General features: G+C 57.5%; 17 protein-coding genes. 3 read left to right on the top strand and 14 right to left on the bottom strand.

What is annotated here, in order from left to right; translation table 11 throughout:
- From K0B93_RS11015 to K0B93_RS11035, 5 genes are read right to left on the bottom strand one after another with little or no spacing between them, the layout of a single operon-like run.
- The gene (locus K0B93_RS11015; protein WP_219867254.1) at window positions 1-1,725 is read right to left on the bottom strand and encodes a thiamine pyrophosphate-binding protein; all 1,725 of its coding nucleotides are present in this window, start codon (window positions 1,723-1,725) and stop codon (window positions 1-3) included.
- Window positions 1,726-1,779: 54 nt separating this feature from the next.
- Window positions 1,780-3,474 (bottom strand): putative bifunctional diguanylate cyclase/phosphodiesterase, encoded by a 1,695-nt coding sequence (locus K0B93_RS11020; protein WP_285366947.1) that lies wholly within the window; start codon window positions 3,472-3,474, stop codon window positions 1,780-1,782.
- Window positions 3,467-3,943 carry a response regulator gene (locus K0B93_RS11025; RefSeq protein WP_219867255.1) on the bottom strand — a complete coding sequence of 159 codons (477 nt, stop codon included), beginning with the start codon at window positions 3,941-3,943 and terminating at the stop codon, window positions 3,467-3,469. Before K0B93_RS11025 ends, K0B93_RS11020 begins: the two co-directional genes overlap by 8 nt.
- 56 nt (window positions 3,944-3,999) lie before the next feature.
- Window positions 4,000-5,457, bottom strand: coding sequence for an ATP-binding protein (locus tag K0B93_RS11030; protein WP_219867256.1), 1,458 nt, complete (start codon window positions 5,455-5,457; stop codon window positions 4,000-4,002).
- Window positions 5,454-5,909, bottom strand: a complete 456-nt coding sequence (locus K0B93_RS11035; RefSeq protein WP_219867257.1) for a YfiR family protein — start codon at window positions 5,907-5,909, stop codon at window positions 5,454-5,456. Before K0B93_RS11035 ends, K0B93_RS11030 begins: the two co-directional genes overlap by 4 nt.
- Before the next feature lie 371 nt (window positions 5,910-6,280).
- Here K0B93_RS11035 and greB point away from each other — a divergent pair, with 371 nt between their 5' ends.
- Together greB and K0B93_RS11045 are read left to right on the top strand one after the other, a co-directional pair.
- Window positions 6,281-6,760 (top strand): transcription elongation factor GreB, encoded by a 480-nt coding sequence (greB, locus tag K0B93_RS11040; protein WP_219867258.1) that lies wholly within the window; start codon window positions 6,281-6,283, stop codon window positions 6,758-6,760.
- A 257-nt stretch (window positions 6,761-7,017) separates the two neighbouring features.
- A complete protein-coding gene (locus K0B93_RS11045; protein WP_219867259.1) occupies window positions 7,018-7,299 on the top strand; it encodes a hypothetical protein in 282 nt (93 codons plus the stop codon).
- Window positions 7,300-7,301: 2 nt separating this feature from the next.
- Here the strand turns inward: K0B93_RS11045 and K0B93_RS11050 are convergent, their stop codons facing one another.
- The 8 genes from K0B93_RS11050 to ftsY all read right to left on the bottom strand — a co-directional run bounded on the left by K0B93_RS11050 (window position 7,302) and on the right by ftsY (window position 15,293).
- A complete protein-coding gene (locus K0B93_RS11050; protein ID WP_219867260.1) occupies window positions 7,302-8,783 on the bottom strand; it encodes a HAMP domain-containing sensor histidine kinase in 1,482 nt (493 codons plus the stop codon).
- On the bottom strand, window positions 8,770-9,450 hold the full coding sequence (locus tag K0B93_RS11055) for a response regulator transcription factor (RefSeq protein WP_219867261.1): 681 nt from the start codon (window positions 9,448-9,450) through the stop codon (window positions 8,770-8,772). Before K0B93_RS11055 ends, K0B93_RS11050 begins: the two co-directional genes overlap by 14 nt.
- Before the next feature lie 95 nt (window positions 9,451-9,545).
- Window positions 9,546-10,337: a hydroxypyruvate isomerase gene (gene hyi, locus K0B93_RS11060; RefSeq protein ID WP_219867262.1), complete on the bottom strand. Its 792-nt coding sequence runs from the start codon at window positions 10,335-10,337 to the stop codon at window positions 9,546-9,548.
- A gap of 3 nt (window positions 10,338-10,340) precedes the next feature.
- Window positions 10,341-11,252 (bottom strand): NAD(P)-dependent oxidoreductase, encoded by a 912-nt coding sequence (locus K0B93_RS11065; protein ID WP_219867263.1) that lies wholly within the window; start codon window positions 11,250-11,252, stop codon window positions 10,341-10,343.
- A gap of 115 nt (window positions 11,253-11,367) precedes the next feature.
- The gene (rpoH, locus tag K0B93_RS11070; RefSeq protein WP_219867264.1) at window positions 11,368-12,228 is read right to left on the bottom strand and encodes an RNA polymerase sigma factor RpoH; all 861 of its coding nucleotides are present in this window, start codon (window positions 12,226-12,228) and stop codon (window positions 11,368-11,370) included.
- A gap of 193 nt (window positions 12,229-12,421) precedes the next feature.
- On the bottom strand, window positions 12,422-13,426 hold the full coding sequence (gene ftsX / locus K0B93_RS11075) for a permease-like cell division protein FtsX (RefSeq protein WP_219867265.1): 1,005 nt from the start codon (window positions 13,424-13,426) through the stop codon (window positions 12,422-12,424).
- A complete protein-coding gene (ftsE, locus tag K0B93_RS11080) occupies window positions 13,416-14,105 on the bottom strand; it encodes a cell division ATP-binding protein FtsE (RefSeq protein WP_219867266.1) in 690 nt (229 codons plus the stop codon). Before ftsE ends, ftsX begins: the two co-directional genes overlap by 11 nt.
- Window positions 14,106-14,135: 30 nt before the next feature.
- Complete coding sequence (gene ftsY / locus K0B93_RS11085) at window positions 14,136-15,293, bottom strand: signal recognition particle-docking protein FtsY (protein WP_219867267.1); 1,158 nt, start codon at window positions 15,291-15,293, stop codon at window positions 14,136-14,138.
- A gap of 161 nt (window positions 15,294-15,454) precedes the next feature.
- Here ftsY and rsmD point away from each other — a divergent pair, with 161 nt between their 5' ends.
- Window positions 15,455-16,105, top strand: coding sequence for a 16S rRNA (guanine(966)-N(2))-methyltransferase RsmD (rsmD, locus tag K0B93_RS11090; protein WP_219867268.1), 651 nt, complete (start codon window positions 15,455-15,457; stop codon window positions 16,103-16,105).
- Between the two features lie 56 nt (window positions 16,106-16,161).
- On the opposite strand, the gene K0B93_RS11095 is transcribed toward rsmD, so the two are convergent.
- Entirely contained in the window at window positions 16,162-17,340 is a 1,179-nt protein-coding gene (locus K0B93_RS11095; protein ID WP_219867269.1) for a fatty acid desaturase, read from the bottom strand.
- Between the last annotated feature and the right edge of the window lie 112 nt (window positions 17,341-17,452).

Raw genomic sequence — 17,452 nt, forward strand, 5'->3', positions numbered from 1 at the left:
TTATTCAGTTCCGGTGAGTACCTTCATTCTCGCGCCCATGGGCGGCACCTCCTCGGCATCAATCAGCACGTCGAGCAGGCAAGGGCCAGGACGCGCAAAAATGGCCCCGAGATCGAGCGCATAGAGCTCTTCCATGCTATTGATTCTATACGATTTAACGCCTAATGCTTCAGCTAGCTTTGCATAATTCACACGGGGCAGAGTATTGGCGATCAGTTCTGCGCCGCCGAGGGCCTGGCCATGGCGAACCATTCCCAATGAGGCATCGTTAAGCACCACCATCAGGAGGTTCTGATTTTCCTGTGCCGCGGTCGTCAGCTCCTGCCCGGACATCAGGTAGCTGCCATCACCGGTGACGCACAACACCGGAGCACCCTTCGCGGCCATGGCGACGCCAACCGATGCCCCGATGGCCCACCCCATCGGCGCAAATCCAATGCCGATGTGGAACAGATTCTTTTCCGGAGCCAGTGCCTCGGGCCGTCGCACGTTCCAGTGGTGTATTCCCCACAGGAAACTGTTGCCGCTATCAAACAGGGCGCGGGTCGTTTCCGGGCAGGCCCGGCTGAAATACGTCATCAGTGCCTGCGGTTTGACTGGCCCGGAACTGGCGTAACACCCCTCGCGAAATCGCTCGTCAATGATCGCTGCCAGCCCATCGCTGGTGGTTAAGCGTGCCGAACTCGCCGCGCTGGCGTCGTGTCCCAGCGCGTCCAGAAGCCGATCAAAAATCAATCGGGGTTCGCCAAGAATGGCGAGGCGCGCCATGGTGGCTCGTGTCAGATGGCCGGGATTTCTGGAGATATGGATCAATCGTCCCGACAGGATGCCGTCCGGATCCCAACCTGCCGTCGACACCTCGTCCAGCGCCGCACCCACCACAATGATCCTGTCGGCATTTTCAGGTTTCAGGGCGTCCGACGCACTGCGATGTCCGGCAAAGCCGAAGACACCCCGGTACAGGGGGTGAAAACTGTCAATCACACCCTTTGCCCGCGGGGTCGTCACCAGCTGCCAGCCTTTGATTTCCGCAAGCTTTGTCAGCTGAGATATCGCGGAGATGGCACCCTCCCCCAGGACGATCGTCGCCCGGCGTATGCCCTCAAGATGACCGATCAGGCTTTGCATGGTTTCAGGCGCTGGCAGCACTTCGTTCGCCAAAAAGGCATTCAGGGAAGTGTAAGCCGCTTCATCTGAAACACAGTGGCGCATGACGTCCAGAGGAATGGATAGATGCACCGGGCCCGGCTGATGGCCCATGGCATGGCCTATGGCGTGAAGCAGTTTCGGAACTAGCTGTTCCGGGTGCGACACCAGCGTGTTGTAGCGGGTGCAACTGGAGAACATATCAATGGTGTTGACGCTGGTGCAGGAGGATTCCTGCAGGGCACCCTGGCCGAAACGGTTCAGCGAGGTCTGAGCAGATATGACCAGCATTGGCGTGTTATCGGCGTAGGCGGTGGCCACACCGGTGAGAAGATTGGTTGCGCCCGGACCCGCCGTGGCACAACACACTCCGAGTCGACCGGATTCCCGGGCGTAACCGTCAGCCATGAAGGCGGCGCCGGTTTCATGGCGCGCGGTTACAATGCGGATTCCACCGCGACGCTCACTTCGGGCGAGGGCATTGTAAAAAGGCTCGATGCTGCCACCCGGCACCCCGAAAACGTACTCAACACCCAGACGTTCCAGGTAACGCAGAATTAGATCACCACACTCAAGCATTGGATACTCATCACAGGTGGCTGGCGCATACGGTGAAAGCAGCGCCTGTCCGGTTTACTGATCCAGGGGAACTGGCTTCGCTATCCCGTATCCCTGGGCGTAATCGAGCCCGAGCTGGCGCAGGCATTCTTTTACCTCGTCCGTCTCGACAAACTCGGCAATGGTTTTCAAGCCGGCCGCGTGTCCAATCCGGTTGCAGGCATCAACGATGCCCATGTCGATCGGGTCCGCGGTCATGTTGCGAATGAAGCCGCCATCCACTTTCAGGTAATCAATGGGTAGGGCTTTGAGGTAGGAGAAGGAACTCATGCCCGAACCAAAATCGTCCAGGGCGAATTGGAATCCGTCGTGGCGAGCCCGCTCAATGAAGCCGATGGTGTCGTTCAGATTCGCAATCGCTGACGTTTCGGTGATCTCAAAACACACGCGATTTGGCAGAATTGAATACTCCTCGACCTTGTTGCGGATGAAACTGAAAAGCTCGCCATCGCTTAACGATCCGCCAGACAGGTTAATGAAGAAGGTGCCAGTCGGTTCGCGACCCAAGCCGGTGCGGTCGAGATAGCCGAACGCCAGTTCGATGACTCGTCGATCGATTCTTGGCATCAAGCCAAAGCGCTCAGCGGCCGGAATGAACGCTCCGGGCGGAACAACCTCGTTGCCCTGTCGCAAGCGGACAAGGAATTCGGTACGGAATCCATCGTTACTCGCTTCCTGCAACGAGATCATTTCCTGGTGACACAGGAAGAAATCGTCGGTCTGCAAAGCGCCCTGCAGCCGACTGGTCCATTGCATATCCCGCTGGCGCTGCTGCATGTCCTTGTCGCTGGATTCGTAGACCTGGACGTTGTTTCGCCCCCGATCCTTGGCCGCGTAGCAGGCCAGATCTGCGTGACTGAGCAATTCGCTTGCCGTCTTGTAACGACTGCCGATGATAACCATGCCCACGCTCAAGGAGACCGCAAACGGCTTACCCTCCCAGACAAACCGGTATTCCCGGACTTCCTCGCACAGGGACTCGGCAACCTTGCGAGCATCGATGGCGTCACAACCGCGAAGCAGTACCCCGAACTCATCCCCCCCCAGGCGTGCCAGGGTATCGTTCGCACGCAAATTCTGGCCAAGCAGTTTCGCTAACTGTTTCAACAACTCATCGCCGGCCCTGTGGCCACAGGTATCATTGATGATCTTGAACTGATCAAGGTCCAGGTACAGCAGGACGCAGTCGCGGGCAGATTTCCGGGAATCATGGAGAGCCTCGTCCAGCTGGCGCTCGAATTCACGGCGATTAACCAGATCTGTAAGGCTGTCATGGTAGGCCATATGCTGGAGTGTCGATTCGGCCTCCTTCTTGGCAAGGCGGACGGTCACTTCCCGCATTTCGCGATGGATCGCCGGTATTAACCGGGCAAGATTGTTCTTCATTATGTAATCTTGCGCACCGGCCTTCATGGCCTTCACCGCAACGTCTTCACCGATAAGGCCAGAAACGATGATCACCGGCAGGTCGGCGGCAAACTGACGTGCCAGCTCAAGCACACGAAATGACGTAAACCCCGGCAGACTGTGGTCTGTAATCACAAGGTCCCATTCCGACGTCGTGAGCGCAGCCTCCATCGCGCTCTCCGTGTCCACCATCTGGTAATCCGGCTCAATCCCACCCTTCTTCAGAGTTCGCAGAAGGAGGAAGGCATCATCCTCCGAATCCTCGACCAGCAACACTCGCAGGCGATCATTGAATTCACTCACCATCGCCACCTTTTTGGAACGATCGGGTTACTCCCATCACGGGAACTCTGTTAACGGTTAACCAGTATCGAGCCAGCAAACTCATCTGTTCGCTGAACTTACTGTAGTCGATCTGCTTTGTTACGAAGCTGTTGGCCCCTAACCGGTAGGCTTCGCGAAGTTCCTGGGGCTCATCCGACGAGGTGACCATGACCACCGGAATCCAGTCGGTCTTGGGCGAGGACCGAATTCGACGTAGCACTTCCAGGCCACTCACCTTGGGCAGTTTGAAGTCGAGCAATACAACGCCTATCGATTCGACTTGCTCGGAGCGCTCACGGGTTTCGGTTCCGAAAAGGAAATCTAGCGCTTCCTGTCCGTCTTCGAGCATGATTATGGGGTTGTATCTACTCGCATTCCTGAGCGCGCGCATCGTGAGAACCTGATCATCCGGGTTGTCCTCCACGACCAGAATCGAATAGTCATCCATACCCATACACGCTCCATTTCCATTGGAATATCAAAGGCATCGCTATACACAATGCCTTACTTTTGTATTGACGAAGGGAACCTTACATAGAAGCAGGCGCCCTTGTCGACTGAGGAGTCAGCGTAAATTTCACCGAAGTGTCGCCGCACAACCCGGTCAACCGTGGCCAGCCCCAGCCCCGTCCCTACGAACTCCGAGGGGGTGTGCAAGCGATTAAACGCGACAAACAGCTTGTCCACGTATTTCATGTCGAACCCGACACCATTGTCCCGAATTGCAACGGTAATACTGTCAGAAGCTTCACAAGCCGTCACAGCTATGCGGCGCTCGCCGTTCTTGGACGTGTACTTCCAGGCATTCTCGAGCAGATTCTGAAAAGCAACGCGGATCATTCTACCATCGCCCACTACCCGAATACCCGGTTGTATCCGGACATACGTCGGGAGGGGGTCAGTGGTTTCCCTCAGCTCTTCCACAATTTCCTCAAGCATGGCGCTGAGATCGAGCTGTTTGATCTCCATCGCCTGACGGCTGACCCGGGAGAGTACCAGAAGCCCGTCAATCAGCCCCCCCATTCTTACGGTGGCCGTTCGTATCCTGGACAGGTAATCCCGTCCAGTCTCGTTTAGCTGGTCCCCACAGTCCTCTTCGAGGGCCTGACCGAAACCCTCAATCGCCCGCAGCGGCTGCCGAAGGTCATGGGAGACCGAAAAACTGAAGGCTTCCAGTTCCCTGTTGGCAAGACTCAGCTCCGAGGTGCGATCAGCCACGGTCCGCTCCAGTTCGTCACGACTCTGAAGTATCTTCAGGTTCTGCTGCTGGACGGTTCCAATCATCTCGTTGAAGGCACTGCCCAGCCGTCCGAGTTCGTCTTTTCCATAGACCGGCACCCGGATGGAATAATCGTGGTCCCGGGCAATCCGCTCGGCGGCATCCGAGAGCTGAAAGATCGGCTCAGATACCAGTCGCTGCAAACGCAACGCGACCCAGGCCAAAATCATCTGGATCACAATCCCGATGCTGAAAGTCACCAGGATGAAAGCCCTGATATGCTCACGCAACACCTCCAGCCGGGACATCAGATAGAATTGACCGACGATGTCACCGTCGAGCATTACCGGCTCCAGAAGACGATAATAGTCGCCAACAAAACCAACCTCTGGCGGAACGGAAAGGGCCGGGCAGCTGGCATCATCCGACTCGTCCAATGCGCTCACCACTCGCCCCGCAACGTTATACACGCACACCTGTTCGATGGTTCCGATCTGGCGCAGGCTCGAAATTATGGTGCTGAGTTGCTGATCATCCTCGAACAGAAGCGCAGCCGCGGACTGCTCCGCCAGAATGTCCGCGATGACGTGCAGTTCCGACTCGAGCTGCTCCTGATAGTTCTCGTTTTCAACCACCACAAGACTGGTACAAACGAGCAGGATACCCAGCGTACTGATCGACAGCGTGAGCAAGAGCAGTTTGGTTTTAAGTGGCCAGTACTGCCAGCGCCAGCGGTCCATCATCGGATGACCCTCACGGCAAGTTCCAGCAATCGGGAATTGACATGGAGGCCCGCGCTCTGGGCAGCCTTCAGGTTAATCTCGAACCGGATAACATTGCCTTCCTTCACGTATCCGATGATCCCGCCATCCTCCACAAAGTCGGGAATCTCACTGATCGTTAGCATTTGACGGTCATGTGCATAACCGATGATGGCCGGCAAATCCCTGGATCTGGCACTGCCGACAAACAGGACCTGACAGTCGTCACTGTCGGAAAGCGATTCCGGATAACCCAATGCCAGAGGCCGCCCCTGCGAGACACGGCCATCCAGTTGCTGCAGCACGTCACCAAAGGGGTCCTGCCCCAGAACACAGATCTTCAGGTCAGGCACATCCGACAGTGGATCTGCCCAAGTGATGAAGCGTGTGAAATTATAGAGGAAGGCTGCTTTGACCTCGTACTCCGAGCGCACGGAAGCACTGGAGGCTCCGACGACGGCGCACAAAAGCGATGCGACAAGGAATTTCAAAAACACCTAAGGGCAACCCCCGGCTATCCATTTCATCGAACCCTTACCCTGAAGGCCGCACGTCGTGTGCAACCGATAAGCTAGCCCGGAGTGTTTAGATTGATCACGATCCAGATTTGGCGTATCGGAGGCTCTTGCATGACACCCTGGCAAACACCCCCGATATTCCCCGAAAGGTTAGCACCGGTTTCCGTCTCGTCAATAAACCGATCCCAATTAACCCCTTACGGATGAGACGCTTGTGGCAGTATCTCCATCGATTTGCGATTCTATAACAACATGTCCCCTTGCTTCTCTGGTAAATCGCTCACTTTATGAAAACAAATCTGATCACCCGCGAAGGTTTCGACAAGCTGCAGGAAGAGCTGGATTTTCTCTGGCGCAAAGAGCGGCCCGAGGTGACCCGGAAAGTGACCTGGGCGGCGAGCCTCGGTGACCGCTCGGAAAATGCCGACTACCAGTACAACAAGCGGCGCCTGCGCGAGATAGACCGCAGGGTCAGGCACATCAGGAAACGGCTTGAAAGTGTTCGAATCGTGGATTATTCCGAGCTTCAGGAGGGCCGCGTGTTTTTTGGCGCCTGGGTCAGGCTGGTCGACGATGAGACCTCCCTGACTTTCCGAATTGTCGGCCCGGATGAAATCTATGAGCGAAAGGACTATGTCTCGATCGATGCTCCGATTGCCCGTGCATGCCTTAAAAAAGAAGCGGATGATGAAGTAATTGTCCGCACACCGGTAGGCGAGAAAACCTGGTACGTCGATCAGATCTGGTATGAAACGGACAAGGCCTGAACCAAAAAAAACCCCGTAAAAACGGGGTTAAGGCTAGCGCTGTGCTGGAGGGAGAAGCAAGCTATGGTTGAGACTTGCCTCAACATCTTCATCTTCCATTCTGCACAGCCGGGATTACAGCAGAGTGGCCAGCGAATTACCTTTTGGACAGGGCAGGGGCGCACCGGCCTGGACAAAATTAGGTTGCACACTCTAGGGCCTGGCGCTAGTTTTCAGGCAAAGAATTCCACCACGATTTCCAGTCACGGAGCTTGCAAATGAACACTCAGAAATTGCTGAACTTTGCCCTTGAAGGCATCGATACTCTTGGTTATCGCCTTGATCAGATGGGCATTACCGGCAAGGTCAACCGCCACAACATTGCGGCCTATCTGATGGCGGAACAGAAGTATCTGGAAGGTGAATGGGACAGCATCCAGGCCAGAGTGGGTCGCCGCCGGTCCCAATTCGAACACATCACCCATACTCTGGAAACACGTGCCGACGCGCTGATTGCCCCGGTGCGCGAACGGGTCAACCGGTTCCGTACCGGCCAGTGAATTCAGACGTCGCTGGTCTTGGGTGGGTTGTGGGAGCCCTCCTCGCCTGAACTGGAAGGCAACTCAGCCTGGGTGGCCTTGATGCGTTTGCTCACACCCGAGAAGGCCGGCATATGAATTGATACGGTCAGCCCGGGCGGGGTGCTGCCCGGGTAAGTGTCGCTCAGCACAATGTGCCCCTGGTGGATTTCGGCCACCGCACTCACCAGACTAAGTCCCAGCCCATTACCCGGCAAAGACCGACTCTTGCCAACCCGGTAGAAGCGCTGGAACACCTGATCTTTTTCTTCGTCGGGAATACCGATCCCACTGTCCCGCACCTCGAAGATGGCATCTGCCCCGTCCCTTCGGACAGCGACTCCAATTTTTCCATGTTCCGGTGTGTACTTGATTGCGTTGTCGATCAGGTTACTGATCATCTGGAACAGCAGGTCCCGGTCGCCCTCAATGAATACGTCCTTGTTCAGTCGCTGCTCGAACGTCTGTTCCTTGTCTTCGGCCAGCGCTTCATACAATTCGCAGGCGTCGGTCACCAGTTCATCGAGGGAAACGGGCTTCATGTCGGCAGTGTTGCCACGGGTTTCCAGGCGGGCGATGCGCAACAGGGCATTGAAGGTTGCCAGCAACTGATCCGCCTCTGCCACGGCACGACCGGCCTGCTCGCGGGCCTCGTCGTTATCCACTGACATCAGCGTGCTTTCCAGCTGGTTTCTGAGTCGGGTCAGGGGCGTTCTCAAATCGTGGGCAATACTGTCGGACACGTGCCGGATACCTTCCATCAGATACACAATGCGATCGAGCATCTGGTTCAGGTTCTCTGCCAACTGATCGAAATCGTCGTCGGTTCCTCGGGTGGGAATCCGTAGCGACAGATGGCCGTTCATGATCCGCCGTGAGGTGTTGTTGATTATTTCGATGCGCCGGGTGGTGCTTCGGCTCATCAGGAAACCACCAAGCAGGGCAAGTGCCAGGGTAATCCCCATCCCCCAGTTGATGGCGGTTTCAATTACCCGCTTGAGGTTGGTCAGCTCGTCGACATCGCGGCCCACCAACAGACGCAAGCCGCCCTGAACCTCGAAAATCCGGGCACGGGCCAGGCGTTTCGGGCCATTCCAGCCAACCGCCTCGTCCAGCGTGAAGTTGATCCAGCCGCTGTCGGAGCGGGAGCCTTGAGGCCAGGATTCGATGTTACCGGCGAGTTTAAGAAAATCGTCGGTCGTGAGGAGATAGATGGACTTGGCGTTGGGGTCGCGTGAGACCCGCTCGCGAATGATGGTAATCAGGCCGTTCACACCCCGGCCGCGATACTGCTCGGCCAGACCGGCGATTTCCGCTTCGATGGTTTCGTCAGTCTGGGCAGTCATGAAGCCCGCAGTACGCCAGTAGATAAAGGCCAGTAACAAAAATACCGAGGTGGCAAAAACCACCATGTACAGCAGAGCGAGCTGGAAGGACGAAGTTCTTAGTTGACTAAGCAGTTTCACGCAACATGTACCCTGCACCCCGGATGGTCTGCAGTAAGGGTGTATCGAATTCCTTGTCGATCTTCGCCCGCAGGCGGCTGATGTGCACGTCAATCACGTTGGTCTGGGGATCAAAATGATAGTCCCATACCTTTTCGAGCAGCATCGTGCGGGTGACCACCTGGCCGGCATTGCGCATCAGGTATTCAAGCAGGCGAAACTCTCGGGGCTGGACATCAATGCTTTGGCCGGCTCGCTTCACGGTACGCGCCAGCAGGTCCATTTCCAGATCCGCCACGCGCAGTACCGTTTCGGTTTCGGCCGTCTGTCGGTTACGGCGAACCAGTGATTCGATCCGGGCCAGCAATTCCGTGAACGAGAAAGGCTTGGTGAGATAGTCATCGCCACCGCCACGCAGGCCCTCTACCCGGTCGTCGACATCACCCAGCGCACTGAGGATCAGCACTGGCACCTGGTTACCCGTGGCCCGAACCGTTTTGATGATGGACAGTCCGTCCATCCCCGGGAGCATACGATCCACGATCATGATGTCGTAGTCCTCGCTGGCGGCCATGAGCATTCCGTCTTTTCCGTCCGCGGCATGGTCCACGACGAAGTCTGACTCTCTCAGTCCTTTTACCAGATAGTTTGCTACATCCTGATCGTCTTCGATTACCAGTGCTTTCACCGGTTTTCCTCCCGATAGCGGATTACATTAATTACCGACAAGGGTACGAAGAAGTCAGGGGACGGGCCAGTTACGATCTTGTAAGAGGGTGTCGCCTATGGCGACGGTCGAGCACCGCTCGAAAACCACCCAAGACTGCTACCGGTCTCTCCCGAGGGCCGGTATTCCGCGCTTACCCAGCCTTCATAACCCATACTGTCGATCGCTTCGAAAACATTCGAAAAGTTAATCTCTCCTGTCCCCGGCTCATGTCGACCGGGATTATCGGCAAACTGAATGTGACCGACCCATGGTAACAGGCATTCCATGGATCGGATCAGATCTCCTTCCATGATCTGCATGTGGTATAGGTCGTACTGCAAGCGAACGTTATCGGCATCGACTTCCTCGATCAAGGCGAGCACCTTGCCTGAGGTATCCAGGATAAAACCGGGCATATCAACCCGAGAGTTGATTGCCTCCAGGCACAACGTGATATCTTCAGCAGCAAGCTTTTCCGCAGCATAAGCCACGTTATCGACCAATGTCTGCCAGGCCACATCCTCCGACACCGAATCGGGCCGCAGTCCAGCCAGACAGTTCAGTCGCCGGCAGCCCAGAGCCCTGGCGTACTCGATGCCCTGATCCACACCAGCCCGGAATTCCTCCAACCGATCCGGCAAGCAGGCGATGCCCCGCTCACCGGCATCCCAATTCCCCGGCGGCAGGTTAAACAACACCTGGGTCAGGTTATTGTCACTCAGGGCCCGGGCCAGCAGATCCTTGGGATAAGCATAAGGGAACAGGTATTCGACACCAGCAAAGCCGGCCGCGCGGGCACGGGCAAATCGCTCGGTAAAATCCACCTCGGTAAACAGCATCGACAGGTTGGCGGCAAAACGTGGCATGTCTTACTCCTTCAGGCTGCGGCCAAGGGAACCCAGAAGCGAACCGTTCAGGTGTTCCAGTTCCAGCAGCAAACCACTGTGATCGACATCACTGTGGCCGTTGGCGACCAGTGACAGATATTCGTTGTGGACCTGCTGGGACAGCGGCAGGGTGAGCCCCTCTGTACGGGCTTCGTCCAGAATCATGCGCATGTCCTTGAGCTGAATGCGCGCAGGCGCGCCCGGTGAGAAGTTCCGATCCAGCATTCTCTGCCCGTGCAATTCCAGAATCCGGCTGCCGGCAAAGCCTCCCATCAGCGCCTCCCGGACGGCCGCCGGATCAGCGCCGCCCTTGGCGGCCAGCAGCAGCGCTTCGGACACAGCACCGATGGTGATACCCACGATGGCCTGGTTGGCCAATTTGGCCAACTGGCCAGCCCCAACCGGCCCGATTCTGGTGCAGGTTCCCAGTGTTGAGAAGATCGGCTCTGCGCGGGTCAGGTCATCCTCGGAACCGCCGGCCATGATGCTCAACCGGGCTTCCGCTGCCCCCACCGTGCCTCCGGACACCGGCGCATCAACGTAGCCAGCCCCCCGTTCTGCAGCCAGCTCGGCATGGCGACGGGCTACGGAAGGCTGAACCGAGCTCATATCAATCAACAGTGAGTCCTGCTTGAGCGCGTTCAGGGTACCCTGTCCTACCAGCACCTGATCGACGACGTCGCTGTTCTCCAGCATGGTAACCACCACATCCGCATCGCGCACCGCTTCTGACGGTGAGTCGGCAATTTCGGCCTCACCGGAAAACGGTTCGCATTTGCTGGCAGTGCGATTCCAGAGAGTCATCGGGAATCCGGCATCCAGCAGGTTGCGCGTCATGGGTGCACCCATCAGGCCAATCCCGAGAAATGCGATGTGCGGTCGTGCTGAGATCATACCCGTAAATTCCATGCAGTGGTCTGAAGAGTGGTGCCATCGATTATACAAACAAAAACGCCACCAACCGGAACGGTGGTGGCGTTTCGAGAGATCCTCGCTGGAAGCCTTGGACTCAGGCCACTTCGGCCATCTGGTTCCGGATCTTCTTCATCGCGTTCTTTTCAAGCTGGCGAATCCGCTCGGCAGAGACGCCGTAACGGGCTGCCAATTCATGCAGCGTGGACTTGCTGTCGGAAAGCCAGCGCTCACGCAGGATATCCTGACTGCGATCATCCAGACCGTCCAACGCCTCCATCAGACGACCGTTGGAATCCTCGGTCCAGTCGGCGTTTTCAAGCTGGGTCGCCGGATCGCTGCGACGATCTTCAAGGTAATAGGCCGGTGCCTGGTACGCGTTATCCTCGTCGTCGTCCATCGGTCCATCAAAGGCGGTGTCTTGGGAGGCCAGCCGGCCTTCCATTTCACGGACAACACGCGGCTCAACGCCAAGATCGGCGGCCACCGCTTTCAGCTCATCGTGATTCAGCCAGGCAAGCTTCTTCTTCTGACTACGGAGATTGAAGAACAGCTTTCGCTGGGCCTTGGTGGTGGCCACTTTCACGATGCGCCAGTTACGCAGAATAAACTCGTGGATCTCTGCCTTGATCCAGTGCACCGCAAAGGATACCAACCGGACCCCGTATTCCGGGTTGAAGCGCTTCACCGCCTTCATCAGGCCAACGTTGCCTTCCTGAATAAGATCAGCCTGAGCCAAGCCGTAGCCGGAATAGCTTCTGGCGATGTGAATCACGAATCGCAGGTGAGACAGAACCAGTTGACGCGCGGCATCGACATCACCGTCGTAATGGAGCTTTTCGGCCAGCTCCCGCTCTTGATCCGCCGTGAGAACCGGAATGCGACCCGCAGCCTGAATATAAGACTCGAGATTGGCACCCGGAACCAGTCTGTCAATCAACTGTAAACTCGTACCCATGCTTTAACCTCCGAACCTGACAGCCGTTTAATATAGCAACTTAAAATTAGACTGCCAAGAACCTGAAAAGTTCCCGAATTCCTCAGTAAAACGTTTAAAATCAACCATCTGAAAAATTCACCGTGGCTTTCTCTGACCCCGAAACTACGCCAGGGCCACCTGCACTTTCAATACGGTTTTCCCGCAATCCGGATCATCCTCCGGCAATTTCGCCAGGCTCAATGTCGTCCAGATGCCGCTTTACTGCGACCCAGGCGCCTAGCCAGCCTAGCAGCATCGCAACAATAATCAACGTCAAGGCACCATCAACACTCAATCCATTCAGGGAGAACTCACTGCGATAGAGGCCGGCGAGACGTTCAATCGGCCCACTCAACCACCAGAGCGACAGTTGCAGAAGCACCCACGCCACGACGCCACCACCCAATCCAAACCAGGCACCGGTGTAAAGAAATGGCCGACGCACAAAGGCATCCGTTCCGCCCACCAGCTTGGCAACCAGAATCTCGTCGCGCCGATTTTCGATCGCTAATCGGACCGTATTACCGATTACCAACACCACGGCCGCAGCCAACAACAGAGAAAGCGCCCAGACCGCTCGGGCCAGCAAATCGGTCATGGCGTTCAGTCGCTGCAGCCAGCCGAGGTCCACCTGCACGCGCTCAATGCCCTCCATACCCTGGACAAAGCGCACCAGCCCCTCCACGCCGGCCTCTGAACGGGCACTTTCCTCCGGCGTGATGAGCAAGGTGTGGGGCAGCGGGTTATCTTCAAGGTAATCCAGTGCGTCCTCCAGCCCCGATGACGCCCGAAATTCGGTCAGCGCATCTTCCCGATTGACCAGCTCCACCTCGGCGACCCGCCCGTCGACCCCGATTTCCTCACGCAATTCGCGGGCATCTTCCAGGGGTACCTCCAGCTGCAGGTAAGCGGTCAGGCGGGCACTGCTTTCCCACCCCGCACTGACACCCTCAAGACTGGTGAGCAACAATAACAGAGCGACCGGTAGAGCCAACGCCACACCCATCACGGTCCACGTCATGAGACTCGCCACCGGCGTTTGCCACAGGCGCGCGGCACTGTCGCGTGCCACCTTGCGATGGTGGGTCAGGTAACTTTCCGCCTGCTGCCGCCAGGCTGCCCGGGAGGTCTTGGCACCCCTTGTTGCGTCGGCTTTTCGCCGTGGGTCAGTGGCCACTTGCACCTCCGACCAGCGGCGTACCGCCGGCGACCAACCGACCGTGATCAAGGGTCAGGGTACGGCGACCCATTTCATTAATCAGGGCAATATCGTGGGTCGCAATCAATACGGTGACACCAACCTGACTGAACTGACCGAACAGATTCATGATGTCGGCCGACAGTTCCGGGTCCAGGTTACCGGTGGGCTCGTCCGCCAGCAGTACCGGCGGTTTGTTGACCACGGCCCGGGCAATCCCGACACGCTGCTGCTCACCGCCGGAGAGCTGCATGGGGTTCATTTTTTCCTTGCTCAGCAACCCAACCTTATCGAGCGCTGCCCGCACCCGGCGACCGGCCTCACGGGGCGATGCCCCCATAACTTCCAGGGGCATTGCGACGTTGTCGTAGACGGTACGGTCAAACAGTAACTGGTGGTTCTGAAACACCACGCCAATATGACGACGGATGTAGGGAATCTGGCGGCGCGGCAGGCGGTTCAGAAGCTGCCCGCCAACGATCAGTTCTCCGGCGCTGGGCCGCTCCATTACCATGATCAGCTTCAGCAGGGTGCTTTTCCCGGCGCCCGAATGGCCAGTAAGAAACGCCAGCTCACCCCGATCAAGGCCGAAATTGACCTGGCGCAGGGCCGTGTGATCACTGTCGTATCGTTTGGTGACCTGACGAAACTCGATCATGGCTGGCTACTGCTCCGGTAAAGCCGGTGTTTAGTCAAAAAGTGCATCCACGAAGGTTTCCGCATCGAAGCTGCGCAGATCATCCACCTGCTCACCAACGCCGATGAACCGGATGGGCAACTGCAACTGACGGGCAATGGCGAAAACGATACCGCCTTTGGCGGTGCCGTCCAGCTTCGTCAAAGTGATCCCGCTCACGCCCACAGCCTGCTGGAACACCTGGGCCTGACTCAGGGCGTTCTGCCCGGTCCCGGCATCCAGCACCAACATCACCTCGTGAGGCGCGGTGTCATCCAGCTTTTTCATCACCCGGACCACCTTCTCCAGCTCGTTCATGAGGTTGTCCTTGTTCTGCAACCGGCCGGCGGTATCGGCGATCACCACGTCGACCTCCCGGGACTTGGCGGACTGGATGGCATCGAAAATGACCGAGGCACTGTCCGCGCCCGAGTGCTGAGCCACGACCGGAACGTCGTTGCGCTCACCCCAGACCTGCAACTGCTCGACGGCCGCGGCACGGAAAGTGTCGCCAGCCGCCAGCATGACCGACTTGCCTTCGTTCTGGAACTTTTTGGTGAGCTTCCCGATGGTGGTGGTTTTGCCGACACCATTCACACCTACCATCAGGATCACGTACGGCCGCTTGCCGGTATCGATCTCCAGAGGTTTGGTGACATCTTTCAGCAGACCATGCAACTCGCCCCTCAGGGCCTTGCGCAGGGCTTCACCATCCTTGAGCTGATTGCGCTCAAGTTTGTCGGTAAGAGATTCGATGATCTCCGACGTCGCCGTTACGCCCACGTCCGCCATGAGCAGGGTGGTCTCGATCTCCTCCAGCAGGTCCTCATCGATTTTCTTGGTCAATGAGAACAGGTCGGACATGCCGCCGGTCAGGCTTGCTCGTGTCTTGCCCAGTCCCTGCTTGATGCGCTCGACAACGCTGAGCTGCGGCTCCGGCTCGGGTGCGGGCTCAACTTTTTCCGCAGGCGACGGTTCCGCCGCAACCTCTTGGGCTTCAGGAACTTCCCTCTCAGCCGGCTTGGCCGGTGCTGGACCCTCGGCCACCTCTGGCTTGCGCTGGGGCACCGGTTTCGGACGCGGCGCACGACTGCGGTTGCCGGCAATCTCCAGAACAAATACGAGCACAAGAAGGGCCAGGAGGCCGATTGAAATCCACTCTGCCGTCATAAAGTCATACCATCAGTCTGAATGGGCGGGACAAATAAAGCCGACATTCTAGCAGACTGTCCCGTTGAAGTGAGGGCCATCGGAATTATCCCACCCGGCAGCGTTTCAGCTAAGATGCTGTCCGGAAACACTGAATCCGAACTGCTTCTGGAGTTGAGACCATGGCGCGCAGAAAACCCGTTAGCCGGGGCCCCTTGAACAAGCCTTCCCGCGAAGCAGACCGTACCGGGGCCGGCGTAGGCGAGCTGCGCATCATCGGTGGTGACTGGCGCAGCCGGAAACTGCGGTTTCCCGACGCCGGTGGCGTGCGACCAACGCCCGCCCGTACCCGTGAAACCCTGTTTAACTGGCTGTCGTTCCAGCTTGCCGGGGCCGACTGCCTTGACCTTTTTGCCGGTTCCGGCGCACTGGGACTGGAGGCTCTGTCCCGCGGCGCCGGCAGCGCGACCCTGGTCGACCACACCCCGGCCCTTGCCCGGGCCCTTCGTGACAACCTTCGCCTGCTCAAATCGGATAAAGGAGAGGTGGTCTGTGCCAGCGTGGACACCTACCTCACTCATCGCGACCGCCCGCCATTCGACGTCATTTTCATGGACCCGCCATTCCGGCAGGGTTGGCTGGAGCGAATTCTTCCACTGCTGGATGAGCAGGGTTGGCTAAAACCGCGCGGCTGGATTTACATCGAACACGAAAGTGACATTGCCACACCGGCGGTGCCCGCCCACTGGCACCTTCATCGCGAGAAAACCGCAGGTCAGGTCACCTACTGCCTGTTCCGGGTGCAGCCCGCCGAGCCGGAGACTACTGCCTAAACGCCGCAGCATGAGCCCTCCAGCCACAAAAAACCCCGCCGAAGCGGGGTTTTCAATCAGGCGGCAGGCCTGAGGGAGTAGGCGCGAAGGTGCTCGGCAAACTCCTCCAGGTAACGGATGCCGCTGGCTTCCGCTTCCCTGCACCATTTCATCAGCGCATTCAGTTTTTCCTGGGGCTTGAGCCCTCGCTGACGCCATAGCGCCTGAAGTTCATGACTCTTTTCATACAGCTGGCGAAGCATGGCGTTACGCTCCAGCACAGACTCCAGGGTCTCCTTCTCCTTCGGATGGATCAGGGAGACCTCCCGGGACAGCAGCTGTTTCAGCTTGCGATACCGGGGCCGGATCTCATCGTCCATCAGTGCCTTCTGCTGCCGCAGAGCCGGTTCCATCACCCGCTTGCGATACTGCCGCATGATGTCAAACCGGTTATTGGCGATGGCCTGCACCGTTTCCACATCCACATCCTGCTTGCCCGGCACGTGGTGGGCAATCGGACGATAACCCTTGGGCTTGGCCAGACCGAACAGCTGGAACAGGCGGATATAGCCCCAGCCGATATCGAATTCGTACCAGCGCCTGGAAAGCTTGGAGGAGTTGGGGTAGGTGTGGTGGTTGTTGTGCAGCTCCTCGCCGCCAATCAGGATGCCCAGCGGTGAAATATTACGGGCATTGTCGGCGCATTCGAAATTACGGTAACCGAACCAGTGGCCGATACCATTAACCACACCGGCAGCCCAGACCGGAATCCACATCATCTGAAGCGCCCAGATCCAGATGCCGTTAACACCGAACAGCGCCAGATCAAGCCCGGCCATCAACATGACACCCAACATCTTGTAACGGCTGTAGACGTTGCGCTCGATCCAGTCTTCCGGAGTGCGCTGGCCGTAACGCTCCAGGGTTTCCGGAGTAGCGGCGGTGGCGTAGAGCTCGGCACCTTCGAACAAGACCTTCCTGATCCCAAGAACTACAGGACTGTGGGGATCTTCCTCGGTTTCGCACTTGGCGTGGTGTTTGCGGTGGATGGCCGTCCACTCCTTGGTGTTCTGGGCGGTGGTCATCCAGAGCCAGAACCGGAAGAAGTGCTTGAGCACCGGATGCAGGTCCAGCGAATTGTGGGCCGAATGGCGATGCAAATAAAGCGTAACACTAACGATGGTGATATGGGTCATGCCCAGGGCAACAAGAATCAGCTGCATCACCGACAGGTCAAGAAGACCGTTAAACCACATATAAATTCCTCAATTCAATTCAGCGGCTTGCACCACCTCGAAAGGCACGACGAAAGGGATTATTCGACTTTCGACTGAAATAACAAACCATCCCTGTCACTTTAGCGTACGC

Origin of the sequence: Marinobacter sp. F4218 (assembly GCF_019443085.1) — a bacterium.
Lineage (GTDB): Bacteria > Pseudomonadota > Gammaproteobacteria > Pseudomonadales > Oleiphilaceae > Marinobacter > Marinobacter albus.